The 15,090-nt window shown below is 56.5% G+C and carries 12 protein-coding genes; all 12 read left to right on the forward strand.

Features of this window, described 5'->3' with window-relative positions; translation table 11 throughout:
- Positions 1-1,767, forward strand: a complete 1,767-nt coding sequence (locus tag AC0TOY_RS20700) for a peptidoglycan glycosyltransferase FtsI (RefSeq protein WP_024907454.1) — start codon at positions 1-3, stop codon at positions 1,765-1,767.
- Positions 1,754-3,241, forward strand: a complete 1,488-nt coding sequence (murE, locus tag AC0TOY_RS20705) for a UDP-N-acetylmuramoyl-L-alanyl-D-glutamate--2,6-diaminopimelate ligase (protein ID WP_032649816.1) — start codon at positions 1,754-1,756, stop codon at positions 3,239-3,241. The genes AC0TOY_RS20700 and murE overlap by 14 nt, the downstream gene beginning before the upstream one ends.
- A complete protein-coding gene (gene murF / locus AC0TOY_RS20710; protein ID WP_473722481.1) occupies positions 3,238-4,596 on the forward strand; it encodes a UDP-N-acetylmuramoyl-tripeptide--D-alanyl-D-alanine ligase in 1,359 nt (452 codons plus the stop codon). Before murE ends, murF begins: the two co-directional genes overlap by 4 nt.
- On the forward strand, positions 4,590-5,672 hold the full coding sequence (mraY, locus tag AC0TOY_RS20715) for a phospho-N-acetylmuramoyl-pentapeptide-transferase (RefSeq protein ID WP_008501985.1): 1,083 nt from the start codon (positions 4,590-4,592) through the stop codon (positions 5,670-5,672). The genes murF and mraY overlap by 7 nt, the downstream gene beginning before the upstream one ends.
- Before the next feature lie 2 nt (positions 5,673-5,674).
- Positions 5,675-6,991, forward strand: coding sequence for a UDP-N-acetylmuramoyl-L-alanine--D-glutamate ligase (gene murD / locus AC0TOY_RS20720; protein ID WP_148769772.1), 1,317 nt, complete (start codon positions 5,675-5,677; stop codon positions 6,989-6,991).
- Positions 6,991-8,235 carry a cell division protein FtsW gene (ftsW, locus tag AC0TOY_RS20725; RefSeq protein ID WP_024907458.1) on the forward strand — a complete coding sequence of 415 codons (1,245 nt, stop codon included), beginning with the start codon at positions 6,991-6,993 and terminating at the stop codon, positions 8,233-8,235. Before murD ends, ftsW begins: the two co-directional genes overlap by 1 nt.
- Positions 8,232-9,296: an undecaprenyldiphospho-muramoylpentapeptide beta-N-acetylglucosaminyltransferase gene (gene murG / locus AC0TOY_RS20730; protein ID WP_061715969.1), complete on the forward strand. Its 1,065-nt coding sequence runs from the start codon at positions 8,232-8,234 to the stop codon at positions 9,294-9,296. The genes ftsW and murG overlap by 4 nt, the downstream gene beginning before the upstream one ends.
- 56 nt (positions 9,297-9,352) lie before the next feature.
- The gene (murC, locus tag AC0TOY_RS20735) at positions 9,353-10,828 is read left to right on the forward strand and encodes a UDP-N-acetylmuramate--L-alanine ligase (protein WP_248272736.1); all 1,476 of its coding nucleotides are present in this window, start codon (positions 9,353-9,355) and stop codon (positions 10,826-10,828) included.
- A complete protein-coding gene (locus tag AC0TOY_RS20740) occupies positions 10,821-11,741 on the forward strand; it encodes a D-alanine--D-alanine ligase (protein ID WP_061715968.1) in 921 nt (306 codons plus the stop codon). Before murC ends, AC0TOY_RS20740 begins: the two co-directional genes overlap by 8 nt.
- Before the next feature lies 1 nt (position 11,742).
- The gene (ftsQ, locus tag AC0TOY_RS20745; RefSeq protein WP_024907461.1) at positions 11,743-12,585 is read left to right on the forward strand and encodes a cell division protein FtsQ; all 843 of its coding nucleotides are present in this window, start codon (positions 11,743-11,745) and stop codon (positions 12,583-12,585) included.
- Positions 12,582-13,838 carry a cell division protein FtsA gene (ftsA, locus tag AC0TOY_RS20750; protein WP_023334508.1) on the forward strand — a complete coding sequence of 419 codons (1,257 nt, stop codon included), beginning with the start codon at positions 12,582-12,584 and terminating at the stop codon, positions 13,836-13,838. The genes ftsQ and ftsA overlap by 4 nt, the downstream gene beginning before the upstream one ends.
- Positions 13,839-13,901: 63 nt before the next feature.
- A complete protein-coding gene (ftsZ, locus tag AC0TOY_RS20755; RefSeq protein ID WP_008501978.1) occupies positions 13,902-15,053 on the forward strand; it encodes a cell division protein FtsZ in 1,152 nt (383 codons plus the stop codon).
- Positions 15,054-15,090 lie beyond the last annotated feature (37 nt).

The raw sequence follows: 15,090 nt of genomic DNA on the forward strand, positions 1-15,090 counted from the left end.
ATGAAAGCAGCGGCAAAAACGCTAAAACCAAAACGTCAGGAAGAACAGGCCAACTTTGTCAGTTGGCGTTTTGCGTTGCTTTGCGGCTGCATTTTACTGGCGCTGGGTTTTCTGCTGGGCCGCGTGGCCTGGCTACAAATCGTCGCCCCTGACATGCTGGTTCGCCAGGGCGATATGCGCTCTCTGCGCGTCCAGGAAGTGTCGACATCCCGTGGGATGATCACCGACCGCTCGGGTCGTCCGCTGGCGGTGAGCGTGCCGGTGAAGGCTATCTGGGCCGATCCGAAAGAACTGCATGATGCTGGCGGCATCACGCTTGATAACCGATGGAAGGCCCTTGCGGATGCGCTGAAGATGCCGCTGGACCAGTTATCTTCACGCGTGAATACCAACCCGAGAGGGCGCTTTATCTATCTGGCGCGTCAGGTGAATCCTGACATGGCAGATTACATCAAAAAATTGAAGCTGCCGGGGATCCATCTGCGCGAAGAATCCCGCCGGTACTATCCATCCGGCGAAGTGACTGCTCACCTCATTGGCTTTACTAACGTTGATAGCCAGGGGATTGAGGGCGTTGAAAAAAGCTTTGATAAATGGCTGACCGGCCAGCCCGGTGAGCGCATTGTGCGTAAAGACCGCTATGGTCGCGTGATCGAGGATATTTCCTCAACGGACAGCCAGGCAGCACACAACCTTGCGCTGAGTATCGATGAGCGGTTACAGGCGCTGGTTTACCGCGAGCTGAACAACGCCGTGGCCTTTAACAAAGCGGAATCGGGCAGTGCCGTGTTAGTTGATGTCAACACGGGTGAAGTGCTGGCGATGGCCAATAGCCCGTCCTACAACCCTAACAATCTTACCGGTACGCAAAAGGATATTATGCGTAACCGTACCATCACCGACGTGTTCGAACCGGGTTCGACCGTTAAGCCGATGGTCGTCATGACTGCACTTCAGCGCGGTATCGTTAATGAAAATACCGTACTGAATACCATTCCTTACCGAATTAACGGTCACGAAATCAAAGACGTGGCGCGCTACAGCGAATTGACCCTGACCGGGGTGTTACAGAAGTCGAGTAACGTCGGTGTTTCAAAGCTGGCGTTAGCGATGCCGTCCTCAGCGTTAGTAGAGACTTACTCACGTTTTGGGCTTGGAAAGGCGACCAATTTGGGGTTGGTCGGAGAACGCAGTGGCTTATATCCTCAAAAACAACGGTGGTCTGACATAGAGAGGGCCACCTTCTCTTTCGGCTACGGGCTAATGGTGACACCGTTACAGTTAGCGCGAGTCTACGCAACGATCGGCAGCTATGGCGTTTATCGTCCGCTGTCGATTACCAAAGTTGATCCACCGGTTCCCGGTGAGCGTATCTTCCCGGAATCGACCGTCCGTACTGTTGTTCATATGATGGAAAGCGTGGCGCTGCCCGGCGGCGGCGGCGTGAAGGCGGCAATCAAAGGTTATCGCATCGCTATCAAGACCGGTACGGCGAAAAAAGTGGGGCCGGATGGCCGCTATATCAACAAATACATTGCCTATACCGCAGGCGTTGCGCCTGCAAGCAATCCGCGTTTTGCGCTGGTGGTCGTGATTAACGATCCACAGGCGGGTAAATACTACGGCGGCGCCGTCTCCGCGCCTGTGTTCGGGGCTATCATGGGCGGCGTGTTACGTACCATGAACATTGAACCAGATGCGCTGGCGACGGGCGAAAAAAGTGAATTTGTAATTAATCAAGGCGAGGGTACAGGTGGCAGATCGTAATTTGCGCGACCTTCTCGCTCCGTGGGTGCCAAATGCACCGGAGCGAGCACTGCGAGAGATGATACTGGACAGCCGCGTGGCTGCTTCTGGCGATCTTTTTGTGGCGGTGGTCGGTCATCAGGCGGACGGGCGTCGTTATATCCCGCAGGCGATTGCGCAAGGTGTGGCTGCCATTATTGCTGAGGCTAAAGATGAGGCAACCGACGGTGAGATCCGTGAAATGCACGGGGTGCCGGTTATCTATCTCAGCCAGTTAAACGAGCGTCTTTCCGCACTGGCGGGGCGTTTTTATCACGAACCTTCCGACCAGCTGCGCCTGGTTGGCGTGACGGGTACCAACGGTAAAACCACCACCACGCAGCTGATGGCGCAGTGGGCCCAGCTGCTGGGTGAAACCGGTGCGGTGATGGGGACCGTGGGTAATGGCCTGCTGGGCAAAGTGAGCCCGACGGAAAACACCACCGGTTCCGCGGTAGACGTACAGCATGTGCTTGCCGGTCTGGCAGGGCAGGGGGCAACCTTTGCTGCGATGGAAGTCTCTTCGCACGGTCTGGTACAGCACCGCGTCGCGGCGCTGAAATTTGCCGCTTCCGTGTTTACCAATCTGAGCCGCGATCATCTTGATTATCATGGTGATATGGAGCATTACGAAGCCGCGAAATGGCTGCTGTTCTCTACTCACCATTACGGACAAGCCATCATCAACGCCGACGACGAAGTGGGCCGCCGCTGGCTGGCGAAGCTGCCGGATGCGGTTGCAGTGTCGATGGAAGACCATATCAATCCGAACTGCCACGGCCGCTGGCTGAAGGCGGTTGAAGTGAATTACCACGACAGCGGGGCGACAATCCGCTTTGCCTCTTCCTGGGGTGAAGGCGAAATTGAAAGCCGCCTGATGGGCGCGTTTAACGTCAGCAACCTGCTGCTCGCGCTGGCGACGCTGCTCGCGCTGGGTTATCCAATGGCTGAGCTGCTGAAAACCTCAGCGCGTCTGCAGCCGGTTTGCGGCCGTATGGAAGTGTTCAGCGCGCCGGGCAAGCCGACCGTTGTGGTTGATTATGCCCACACGCCGGACGCGCTGGAAAAAGCGCTGGAAGCGGCGCGCCTGCACTGCACAGGGAAGCTCTGGTGCGTGTTTGGCTGCGGCGGCGATCGCGACAAAGGCAAACGCCCGCTGATGGGGGCTATTGCCGAGCAGTTTGCAGATATTCCGGTAGTCACCGATGACAACCCGCGTACGGAAGAGCCGCGCGCCATCATCAATGACATTCTGGCGGGCATGCTGGACGCGGGCCGCGCTCGCGTGGTGGAAGGCCGTGCGGAAGCCGTGACTAACACCATCATGCAGGCGCGGGAGAATGATGTAGTCCTGCTGGCGGGTAAAGGCCATGAAGATTATCAGATCGTTGGCAATCGCCGTCTGGACTACTCGGACCGCGTAACGGCAGCACGTCTGCTGGGAGTCGTGGCATGATTAGCATCACGTTAAGCCAGGCCGCTGCCATTCTGCAGGGCGACCTGCACGGACAAGACCTGACGATTGATGCCGTCACGACGGACACCCGCAAAATCACCGCAGGCTGTCTGTTTGTGGCGCTGAAAGGCGAGCGTTTTGACGCGCATGATTTTGCTGAACAGGCCAAAGAGAACGGCGCCGGTGCGCTGCTGGTCAGCCGCAAGCTGGATATCGATCTGCCGCAAATTGTGGTGAAAGATACGCGTCTCGCGTTCGGTGAACTGGCCGCCTGGGTCCGTCAGCAGGTCCCTGCGCGCGTTGTCGCCCTGACCGGATCATCAGGCAAGACGTCGGTGAAAGAGATGACGGCGGCGATCCTCAGCCAGTGCGGGAATACGCTTTATACCGCGGGCAACCTCAATAATGACATCGGCGTGCCGATGACATTACTCCGCCTGACCAAAGAACATGAATTTGCGGTGATCGAGTTAGGGGCAAACCACCAGGGCGAAATCGCCTGGACCGTGAGCCTGACTCGCCCGGAAGCCGCACTGGTGAATAACCTCGCGGCTGCGCATCTGGAAGGCTTTGGCTCGCTGGAAGGCGTAGCAAAAGCCAAAGGTGAGATTTACACCGGCCTGCCGGATGACGGTATCGCCATCCTGAACGCCGATAACAACGACTGGCTGAACTGGCAGAGCATTATTGGTTCGCGTAAAACCTGGCGCTTCTCGCCGAATGCGGTCAACAGTGATTTTACCGCGACCAATATCCACGTGACGTCGCACGGCACAGAATTCACCCTCACCACCCCAACGGGTGGTGTCGATGTGCTGCTGCCGCTGCCGGGTCGCCATAACATCGCCAATGCGCTTGCGGCGGCAGCGTTGTCGACGGCGGTGGGCGCGTCGCATGAAGCGATTAAAACCGGGCTGGCGAACCTGAAAGCCGTGCCGGGACGTCTGTTCCCGATTCAGCTTTCGGAAAATAAGCTGCTGCTGGATGACTCCTACAACGCGAACGTTGGCTCGATGACGGCGGCGGTGCAGGTGTTATCTGAAATGCCGGGCTATCGCATCATGGTGGTTGGCGATATGGCAGAGCTGGGCGACGAAAGCGAAGCCTGTCATATCCAGGTCGGTGAAGCGGCGAAAGCGGCGGGGCTGAACCGTGTGCTGAGCGCAGGAAAACTGAGCCAGGCGATTAGCTATGCCAGCGGCGTTGGCGAGCATTTTGCTGACAAAGCCGCGTTGATAGAGCGCCTTAAAGCGTTGATTGCAGAAAAACAAATTGTGACTGTGTTAGTGAAAGGTTCACGTAGTGCCGCCATGGAAGAGGTTGTGCACGCATTACAGGAGAACGGGACATGTTAGTTTGGCTGGCCGAACATTTGGTCAAATATTATTCAGGCTTTAACGTCTTTTCATATCTGACGTTTCGCGCCATCGTCAGCCTGCTGACTGCGCTGTTCATCTCGTTGTGGATGGGCCCGCGCATGATTGCCCGTCTGCAAAAACTCTCTTTCGGTCAGGTTGTACGTAACGACGGTCCGGAATCGCACTTCAGCAAACGCGGCACGCCGACCATGGGCGGGATCATGATCCTGACCGCCATCGTCGTTTCCGTGCTGCTGTGGGCCTATCCCTCCAACCCGTACGTCTGGTGCGTTCTGACGGTACTGGTGGGTTACGGGATCATCGGTTTTGTTGATGATTACCGCAAAGTTGTTCGTAAAGACACCAAAGGCCTGATTGCCCGCTGGAAATATTTCTGGATGTCGGTGATTGCGCTGGGCGTGGCCTTCGCGCTGTATCTGGCCGGGAAAGATACGCCAGCCACCGAGCTGGTCGTGCCGTTCTTTAAGGACGTGATGCCACAGCTGGGGCTGTTCTACATCCTGCTGGCCTACTTTGTGATTGTCGGTACCGGCAACGCCGTAAACCTGACCGACGGTCTGGATGGCCTGGCCATTATGCCAACCGTCTTTGTGGCCGCTGGTTTTGCGCTGGTGGCATGGGCGACCGGTAACATGAACTTTGCGAACTACCTGCACATCCCTTATCTGCGCCACGCGGGTGAGCTGGTGATCGTCTGTACGGCGATTGTCGGCGCGGGGCTGGGCTTCCTGTGGTTCAACACTTATCCGGCGCAGGTCTTTATGGGTGACGTCGGTTCTCTGGCTTTGGGCGGTGCGCTCGGCATTATCGCCGTACTGCTGCGTCAGGAGTTCCTGCTGGTGATCATGGGCGGTGTGTTTGTCGTTGAAACCCTGTCGGTGATTTTGCAGGTCGGTTCCTTCAAGCTGCGCGGTCAGCGCATCTTCCGTATGGCGCCGATTCACCACCACTATGAACTGAAAGGCTGGCCGGAGCCGCGCGTGATTGTGCGCTTCTGGATTATTTCGCTGATGCTGGTGCTGATTGGCCTGGCAACGCTGAAGGTACGTTAATCATGGCAGATTACCAGGGCAAAAAAGTCGTTATCATCGGGCTGGGCCTTACGGGGCTCTCCTGCGTGGACTTTTTCCTCGCGCGTGGCGTGACGCCGCGCGTGATGGATACGCGTGTCTCTCCGCCGGGTCTGGACAAACTGCCTGAACAGGTTGAACGCCACCTTGGTGGTCTGAATGATGACTGGCTGCTGGCAGCCGATCTGATTGTCGCCAGCCCGGGTATGGCTCTGGCGCATCCTTCACTGAGCGCTGCCGCGGATGCGGGCGTTGAGATTGTCGGCGATATTGAGCTGTTCTGCCGCGAAGCGCAGGCGCCCGTTATCGCCATTACCGGTTCTAACGGTAAAAGCACCGTCACTACCCTGGTGGGTGAAATGGCGAAAGCGGCGGGCATGAACGTCGGCGTTGGCGGTAACATTGGTTTACCCGCTCTGATGCTGTTGGATAAAGGCTGTGAGCTGTATGTTCTCGAGCTTTCCAGCTTCCAGCTGGAAACAACCTCCAGCCTGCACGCTGCGGCTGCGACAATCCTCAACGTGACTGAAGATCACATGGACAGATATCCATTTGGTCTGCAGCAGTATCGTGCCGCCAAGCTGCGCGTTTATGAGAATGCCAAAGTCTGCGTAGTGAATGCCGATGACGCGCTGACCATGCCGGTGCGTGGCGCAGACGATCGCTGCATCAGCTTCGGTATCACGATGGGGGATTACCACCTGAACCGCCAGCTGGGCGAAACCTGGCTGCGCGTGAAGGGTGAAAAAGTGCTGAACGTGAAAGAGATGAAGCTCACTGGTCAGCACAACTATACCAATGCCCTGGCGGCGCTGGCGCTGGCAGATGCAGTAGGGCTGCCACGCTCCTCCAGCCTGAAAGCATTAACCACGTTTTCTGGGCTGGCACACCGTTTCCAGCTGGCGCTGGAGCACAACGGCGTACGCTGGATCAACGACTCTAAAGCCACCAACGTGGGCAGCACGGAGGCCGCGCTGAACGGCCTGCACGTTGACGGCACGCTGCATTTGCTGCTGGGTGGCGACGGTAAATCAGCGGATTTCTCCTCCCTGAAACCGTATCTTTCCGGTGATAACGTCCGTCTGTACTGCTTCGGCCGTGACGGCAGCGAGCTGGCTGCAGTGCGCCCTGAGGTCGCCGAGCAAACCGAAACCATGGAACAGGCGATGCGGCTGATTGCTCCTCGCGTGAAGCCAGGCGATATGGTGCTGCTCTCTCCGGCCTGCGCCAGCCTCGATCAATTCAAGAATTTCGAACAGCGTGGTGATGTCTTTACCCGCCTGGCGAAGGAGTTAGGCTGATGCGTTTATCTCTCCCTCGCCTGAAAATGCCGCGCCTGCCAGGATTTGGGATCCTGGCATGGCTGTTTGCGGCGCTCAAAGGCTGGGTGATGGGCTCTCGTCAAAAAGATAACGACAGCCTGGTCATGTACGATCGCACGCTGTTCTGGCTCACGATGGGGCTGGCAGCGGTCGGCTTTATTATGGTGACGTCCGCCTCAATGCCCGTCGGGCAGCGTCTGGCGAACGATCCTTTCCTGTTTGCCAAGCGTGATGGTCTGTACATCATCCTGGCGTTTTGCCTGGCGCTGGTGACCTTGCGTCTGCCAATGGAGTTCTGGCAGCGGCACAGTACGGCGATGCTGATCGCCTCGATTATTATGCTGCTGATCGTACTGGTGGTGGGGAGCTCTGTTAACGGGGCATCGCGCTGGATCGCCTTTGGCCCGCTGCGTATTCAGCCTGCGGAATTTACCAAGCTCTCCCTGTTCTGCTACTTGGCTAACTACCTGGTGCGTAAGGTAGATGAAGTGCGTAACAACCTGCGCGGCTTCTTAAAACCGATGGGCGTGATTCTGGTGCTGGCGGTATTACTGCTGGCGCAGCCTGACCTCGGTACCGTTGTCGTGCTGTTCGTTACCACCCTGGCGATGCTGTTCCTGGCGGGCGCGAAGCTGTGGCAGTTCATCGCTATCATCGGAATGGGGATTTCGGCGGTTGTGCTGCTGATCCTCGCCGAGCCTTACCGTATTCGCCGTGTAACCTCGTTCTGGAACCCGTGGGAAGATCCGTTCGGCAGCGGTTATCAGCTGACTCAGTCGCTGATGGCCTTTGGTCGCGGCGAAGTCTGGGGACAGGGTCTGGGTAACTCGGTACAGAAACTGGAGTATTTACCGGAAGCGCACACTGACTTCATCTTCTCCATTATTGCGGAAGAACTGGGTTATATCGGTGTGGTATTAGCGCTATTAATGGTATTCTTCGTCGCTTTCCGCGCCATGTCCATCGGCCGGAAAGCGCTGGAGATCGATCACCGCTTCTCAGGATTCTTAGCCTGTTCAATTGGTATCTGGTTTAGCTTCCAGGCATTGGTTAACGTCGGGGCCGCAGCGGGTATGCTGCCGACCAAAGGTCTGACGTTGCCGTTGATCAGTTATGGTGGTTCCAGTCTGTTGATTATGTCGACGGCCATCATGTTTTTGTTGCGTATAGATTATGAGACGCGTCTGGAAAAAGCCCAGGCGTTTACACGAGGTTCACGATGAATCAACCGAAGCGGTTAATGGTGATGGCAGGCGGTACCGGCGGACACGTGTTCCCGGGACTGGCGGTTGCGCACCATTTAATGGATCAGGGCTGGCAGGTACGCTGGCTGGGAACCGCAGACCGCATGGAAGCCGATCTGGTACCGAAGCACGGTATCGAGATCGACTTTATTCGTATTTCCGGCCTTCGGGGCAAAGGCCTTAAGGCAATGCTGCTGGCACCGGTGCGTATTTTTAACGCATGGCGTCAGGCGCGCACCATCATGAAGCGCTTTAAGCCGGATGTGGTGCTGGGCATGGGCGGCTATGTCTCGGGGCCTGGCGGGCTGGCGGCGTGGTCGTTAGGTATTCCCGTTGTGCTGCATGAGCAGAACGGTATTGCCGGTCTGACCAACAAGTGGCTGGCGAAAATCGCCACCAAAGTTATGCAGGCGTTTCCCGGCGCGTTCCCGAAAGCGGACGTCGTAGGTAACCCGGTGCGTGTGGACGTGCTGGCGCTGCCGCTGCCGGACGCTCGTCTGACGGGCCGTGAAGGGCCGGTGCGTGTACTGGTCGTCGGCGGCTCTCAGGGCGCGCGCATCCTAAACCAGACGATGCCGCAGGTTGCCGCAAAGCTGGGGGATGCCGTGACGATCTGGCACCAGAGCGGAAAAGGCGCTCAGCAGACCGTTGAGCAGGCTTACTCAGACGAAGGTCAGCCGCAGCATAAAGTCACAGAGTTTATCGACGACATGGCGGCAGCGTATGCCTGGGCCGATGTCGTGGTCTGTCGTTCAGGCGCCCTGACGGTGAGCGAGATCGCCGCCGCCGGTCTGCCTGCCCTGTTTGTGCCGTTCCAGCACAAAGACCGACAGCAGTACTGGAATGCGTTGCCGCTTGAGAAAGCCGGTGCCGCGAAGATATTTGAGCAGCCACAATTTACCGCCGACGCGGTCGCCACCACCCTGGCGGGCTGGAACAGAGACGCACTGCTGGAGATGGCGCAACGCGCGCGCGCGGCCGCTATCCCTGATGCGACGGAACGGGTGGCAAAAGAAGTGAGCCTGGCAGCCCAGGCTTAACCCTCGCAGCGCGTGAAGCGCGGCACGAATTTTAAGTAGTCGATGGCGTTTAGAGAATGAATACACAACAACTGGCAAAACTGCGTTCAATCGTGCCCGAGATGCGTCGCGTCCGGCACATTCACTTTGTTGGCATCGGTGGTGCTGGCATGGGCGGTATTGCCGAAGTGTTAGCTAACGAAGGCTATCAGATCAGCGGGTCTGACCTGGCGCCAAACCCTGTTACGCAGCAGCTGGCGTCGCTTGGGGCGACTATCTATTTCAACCATCGTCCGGAAAACGTGCGCGATGCGAGCGTGGTGGTGGTCTCAAGCGCCATCTCCTCTGACAATCCGGAAATCGTTGCCGCGCATGAAGCGCGCATTCCGGTGATCCGCCGTGCAGAAATGCTGGCGGAACTGATGCGTTTCCGTCACGGCATCGCTATTGCCGGGACCCACGGTAAAACCACGACCACGGCGATGGTCTCCAGTATTTATGCGGAAGCGGGTCTCGATCCGACCTTCGTCAACGGCGGTCTGGTCAAAGCCGCAGGCGTACATGCGCGTCTGGGCCACAGCCGTTATCTGATTGCCGAAGCGGATGAGAGCGACGCGTCGTTCCTGCACTTGCAGCCAATGGTGGCGATTGTCACCAACATCGAAGCTGACCATATGGATACCTACCAGGGCGACTTCGAAAACCTAAAGCAGACCTTCATCAACTTCCTGCACAACCTGCCGTTCTATGGACGCGCGGTGATGTGCGTAGACGATCCGGTGATCCGCGAGCTGCTGCCGCGCGTGGGTCGTCAAATCACCACTTACGGCTTCAGCGAAGACGCTGACGTTCGCGTGGAAGAGTACAAACAGATTGGTGCGCAGGGGCATTTCACGCTGGCGCGTCAGGACAAAGAACTGCTGCACGTCACGCTGAATGCGCCAGGTCGTCATAACGCCCTCAATGCCGCAGCGGCAGTGGCCGTCGCGACGGAAGAAGGCATTGATGATGATGCGATTCTGCGCGCGCTGGAAAGCTTCCAGGGCACCGGCCGTCGCTTCGACTTCCTCGGTGAATTCCCTCTGGACGCCGTGAACGGTAAAGTCGGCACAGCGATGCTGGTGGACGACTACGGCCACCATCCGACCGAAGTGGACGCCACCATCAAAGCCGCACGTGCAGGCTGGCCTGACAAGAATCTGGTGATGATCTTCCAGCCGCACCGCTTCACGCGTACGCGCGATCTGTACGACGATTTCGCCAGCGTCCTTTCACAGGTAGATACACTGTTAATGCTGGATGTTTATTCAGCGGGCGAAACTCCGATTCCGGGCGCAGACAGTCGTTCTTTATGTCGCACCATCCGTGGACGCGGTAAAGTTGACCCTATTCTGGTTTCTGACCCTGCACAGGTGGCGGAAATTCTGGCTCCGGTCCTGACAGGTAACGATTTGATTCTGATTCAGGGCGCGGGAAATATCGGCAAAATCGCCCGTACCTTAGCTGAAATCAAACTGAAGCCGCAAACTCAGGAGGATGAGCATCATGGCTGATAAGATTGCTGTCCTGTCTGGCGGCACCTCCGCCGAGCGTGAGGTTTCCCTGAATTCCGGCGCGGCTGTGCTCGCGGGCCTGCGTGAAGGGGGCGTCAATGCGCACCTGGTCGACCCAAAAGAGGTCGACGTGACGCAATTAAAAGCCATGGGTTTCGATAAAGTCTTTATCGCTTTGCATGGTCGCGGCGGTGAAGATGGCACCCTGCAGGGGCTTCTGGATTTGATCGGCATGCCGTACACCGGCAGCGGCGTGATGGCCTCCGCTATCTCTATGGATAAACTGCGCAGCAAACTCCTGTGGCAGGGCGCTGGGTTACCCGTTGCGCCATGGGTTGCACTGACGCGTCGCGAATTTGAATTGGGCCTGCCGGATAGCGTTAATACACGCATTGCTGAACTGGGCTTACCGGTTATTGTAAAGCCCAGCCGGGAAGGCTCCAGTGTGGGAATGTCCAAAGTCGACAAAGCTGAAGATTTTTCGTCCGCTTTAGCACTGGCATTTCAACATGATGAAGAAGTTCTGATTGAAAAATGGCTCAGCGGGCCAGAATTTACCGTCGCGATGCTTGGCGAAGAAATTTTACCGTCAATCCGTATCCAACCGGCCGGAACCTTCTATGATTATGAGGCGAAGTATCTCTCTGATGAGACGCAATATTTCTGCCCTTGTGGTCTTGAAGCCGAGCGTGAAGCAGATTTACAGTCCCTGGTGCTTAAAGCCTGGCATGTTCTGGGTTGCCGCGGCTGGGGACGCATCGACGTGATGCAGGACAGTGATGGGCAATTTTATTTGCTGGAAGCCAATACCTCTCCGGGAATGACCAGTCACAGCCTTGTGCCGATGGCTGCACGTCAGGCGGGGATGAGTTTCTCGCAGTTAGTCGTACGCATTCTGGACCAGGCGGGCTGATATGTCTCAGGCTGCATTGAACACGCGCAACCGCGATGACGAGGACGAATACACCTCTTCACGCCGCAGTAATGGAACGCGTCTTGCAGGCATCATTTTCCTGCTCGGGGTGTTGTGCACTGTGTTTATCAGCGGCTGGATGGTCCTGGGCTGGATGGAAGATGCGCAGCGGTTGCCGCTCTCTAAGCTGGTGGTCACCGGCGAGCGCCACTACACGCGTAACGACGATATTCGTCAGTCAATACTGGCACTGGGCTCGCCTGGCACCTTTATGACGCAGGACGTCAATATTATCCAGAGCCAGATAGAACGTCTGCCATGGATAAAACAGGCAAGCGTAAGAAAGCAATGGCCTGATGAATTGAAGATTCATCTGGTTGAATATGTGCCCATTGCGCGTTGGAATGATCAGCACATGGTTGACGTAGACGGAAATTCCTTCAGCGTCCCGACCGATCGTGTCAACAAGCAAAATTTACCGATGTTGTATGGCCCTGAAGGCAGCGAAAACGAAGTGTTACAGGGTTTTCGCGAGATGGGTCAGGTGCTGGCGAAGGACAGGTTTACGTTAAAAGATGCTGCCATGACGGCGCGCCGTTCCTGGCAGCTGACGTTAACGAACGGCATTAAGCTCAACCTGGGACGCGGAGACACAATGAAGCGTCTGGCGCGTTTTGTCGAACTTTACCCGGTTTTACAGCAGCAGGCACAGACTGACGGCAAACGGATAAGCTACGTTGATTTGCGCTATGACTCAGGCGCAGCAGTCGGTTGGGTACCGGCTCCGGTCGAGGAACCTAATCAGCAACAGAATCAGGCACAGGTACAGGCAGAACAACAATGATCAAGGCGACGGACAGAAAACTGGTAGTTGGACTGGAGATTGGCACCGCGAAGGTTGCCGCTTTAGTAGGGGAAGTTCTGCCCGACGGTATGGTCAATATCATTGGCGTAGGCAGTTGCCCGTCCCGTGGTATGGATAAAGGTGGGGTAAACGATCTTGAATCGGTGGTGAAATGCGTTCAGCGCGCCATCGATCAGGCTGAATTGATGGCAGATTGCCAGATTTCTTCTGTCTATCTGGCCCTTTCTGGTAAGCACATTAGCTGCCAGAACGAAATTGGTATGGTGCCGATTTCTGAGGAAGAAGTGACGCAGGAAGACGTTGAAAACGTCGTGCACACGGCGAAGTCCGTGCGCGTCCGCGATGAGCATCGCGTGCTGCATGTCATCCCGCAGGAATATGCGATTGACTACCAGGAAGGGATCAAGAACCCGGTCGGTCTTTCTGGCGTACGTATGCAGGCAAAAGTGCACCTGATCACATGTCACAACGATATGGCGAAGAACATTGTAAAAGCCGTTGAACGTTGTGGCCTGAAAGTTGACCAACTTATTTTCGCGGGTCTGGCGGCAAGTTATTCCGTGCTGACCGAAGATGAACGTGAACTGGGTGTCTGTGTGGTCGATATTGGTGGTGGTACAATGGATATCGCCGTATATACCGGCGGTGCGTTGCGCCACACCAAAGTGATCCCGTACGCAGGGAACGTCGTGACCAGCGATATTGCTTACGCTTTTGGTACGCCGCCGAGCGATGCAGAAGCGATTAAAGTGCGCCACGGCTGTGCGCTGGGGTCTATTGTTGGCAAAGATGAGAGCGTTGAAGTGCCGAGCGTTGGTGGTCGTCCACCGCGTAGCCTGCAGCGCCAGACGTTGGCAGAGGTGATTGAGCCGCGCTATACCGAGCTGCTCAACCTGGTCAACGAAGAGATTTTACAGTTACAGGAACAGCTTCGTCAGCAGGGCGTTAAACATCATCTTGCGGCGGGGATTGTATTAACCGGCGGCGCAGCGCAAATTGAAGGTCTTGCGGCCTGTGCACAGCGCGTGTTCCATACGCAGGTGCGTATTGGTGCGCCGCTGAATATCACCGGTTTAACGGATTATGCTCAGGAGCCGTATTATTCAACGGCTGTGGGCCTGCTCCACTACGGGAAGGAATCTCATCTCAGTGGTGAAGCGGAAGTGGAAAAACGCGTCTCAGTGGGGTCGTGGGTCAAACGACTGAACAACTGGTTGCGAAAAGAGTTTTAATTTTTTTAAGAGACCGGAGAGAATTAGCGGTCTCGGGCGACAGGCACAACGGAGAGAGAAATTATGTTTGAACCTATGGAACTGACCAACGACGCGGTGATTAAAGTCATCGGCGTCGGTGGCGGCGGCGGTAACGCCGTAGAGCATATGGTGCGTGAACGCATTGAGGGTGTTGAGTTCTTCGCAGTTAACACCGATGCACAGGCACTGCGTAAAACGGCTGTAGGCCAGACTATCCAGATCGGCGGTGGTATCACCAAAGGGCTGGGAGCAGGGGCTAACCCGGAAGTGGGTCGCAATGCGGCTGAAGAAGATCGTGAAGCCCTGCGCGCTGCACTGGAAGGTGCGGACATGGTCTTCATCGCAGCAGGTATGGGTGGCGGTACCGGTACCGGCGCAGCACCTGTTGTGGCTGAAGTGGCAAAAGATTTAGGTATCCTGACCGTTGCTGTCGTGACCAAGCCTTTCAACTTTGAAGGCAAGAAGCGTATGGCTTTCGCGGAGCAGGGTATCACCGAGCTGTCCAAGCATGTGGACTCGCTGATCACCATCCCGAACGATAAGCTGTTGAAAGTTCTGGGTCGCGGTATCTCCCTGCTGGACGCATTCGGTGCAGCAAACGACGTGCTGAAAGGTGCGGTTCAGGGTATCGCTGAACTGATTACCCGTCCTGGCCTGATGAACGTTGACTTTGCAGACGTTCGCACCGTGATGTCCGAAATGGGCTACGCGATGATGGGCTCTGGCGTGGCGAGCGGCGAAGACCGTGCAGAAGAAGCGGCTGAAATGGCTATCTCTTCTCCACTGCTGGAAGATATCGATCTGTCTGGTGCGCGCGGCGTGCTGGTCAACATTACCGCTGGCTTTGACCTGCGTCTGGATGAGTTCGAAACCGTGGGTAACACTATCCGTGCGTTCGCCTCTGACAACGCTACCGTGGTAATCGGTACTTCCCTTGACCCTGAAATGAACGACGAGCTGCGTGTTACCGTTGTTGCGACCGGTATCGGTATGGACAAACGTCCTGAGATCACCTTAGTGACCAACAAGCAGACTCAGCAACCGGTAATGGATCGTTACCAGCAGCACGGTATGTCTCCTCTGACTCAGGAGCAGAAACCGGCCGCGAAAGTGGTGAATGACCCAACGCCGCAAACGGCGAAAGAGCCAGATTATCTGGATATCCCGGCGTTCCTGCGTAAGCAAGCTGACTAAGAATTGGCTGGAATTAGGGGATTTGCGCTCTTTGTGC

Source organism: Enterobacter sp. PL_is379 (genome assembly GCF_055817355.1).

Bases quoted from the DNA above. Each gene is read 5' to 3' on its own strand.
- ftsA (WP_023334508.1), top strand. From the start codon at position 12,582: ATGATCAAGGCGACGGACAGAAAACTGGTAGTTGGACTGGAGATTGGC.
- murG (WP_061715969.1), top strand. From the start codon at position 8,232: ATGAATCAACCGAAGCGGTTAATGGTGATGGCAGGCGGTACCGGCGGA.
- ftsQ (WP_024907461.1), top strand. From the start codon at position 11,743: ATGTCTCAGGCTGCATTGAACACGCGCAACCGCGATGACGAGGACGAA.
- AC0TOY_RS20740 (WP_061715968.1), top strand. From the start codon at position 10,821: ATGGCTGATAAGATTGCTGTCCTGTCTGGCGGCACCTCCGCCGAGCGT.
- AC0TOY_RS20700 (WP_024907454.1), top strand. From the start codon at position 1: ATGAAAGCAGCGGCAAAAACGCTAAAACCAAAACGTCAGGAAGAACAG.
- murD (WP_148769772.1), top strand. From the start codon at position 5,675: ATGGCAGATTACCAGGGCAAAAAAGTCGTTATCATCGGGCTGGGCCTT.
- murF (WP_473722481.1), top strand. From the start codon at position 3,238: ATGATTAGCATCACGTTAAGCCAGGCCGCTGCCATTCTGCAGGGCGAC.
- murC (WP_248272736.1), top strand. From the start codon at position 9,353: ATGAATACACAACAACTGGCAAAACTGCGTTCAATCGTGCCCGAGATG.
- mraY (WP_008501985.1), top strand. From the start codon at position 4,590: ATGTTAGTTTGGCTGGCCGAACATTTGGTCAAATATTATTCAGGCTTT.
- ftsZ (WP_008501978.1), top strand. From the start codon at position 13,902: ATGTTTGAACCTATGGAACTGACCAACGACGCGGTGATTAAAGTCATC.
- ftsW (WP_024907458.1), top strand. From the start codon at position 6,991: ATGCGTTTATCTCTCCCTCGCCTGAAAATGCCGCGCCTGCCAGGATTT.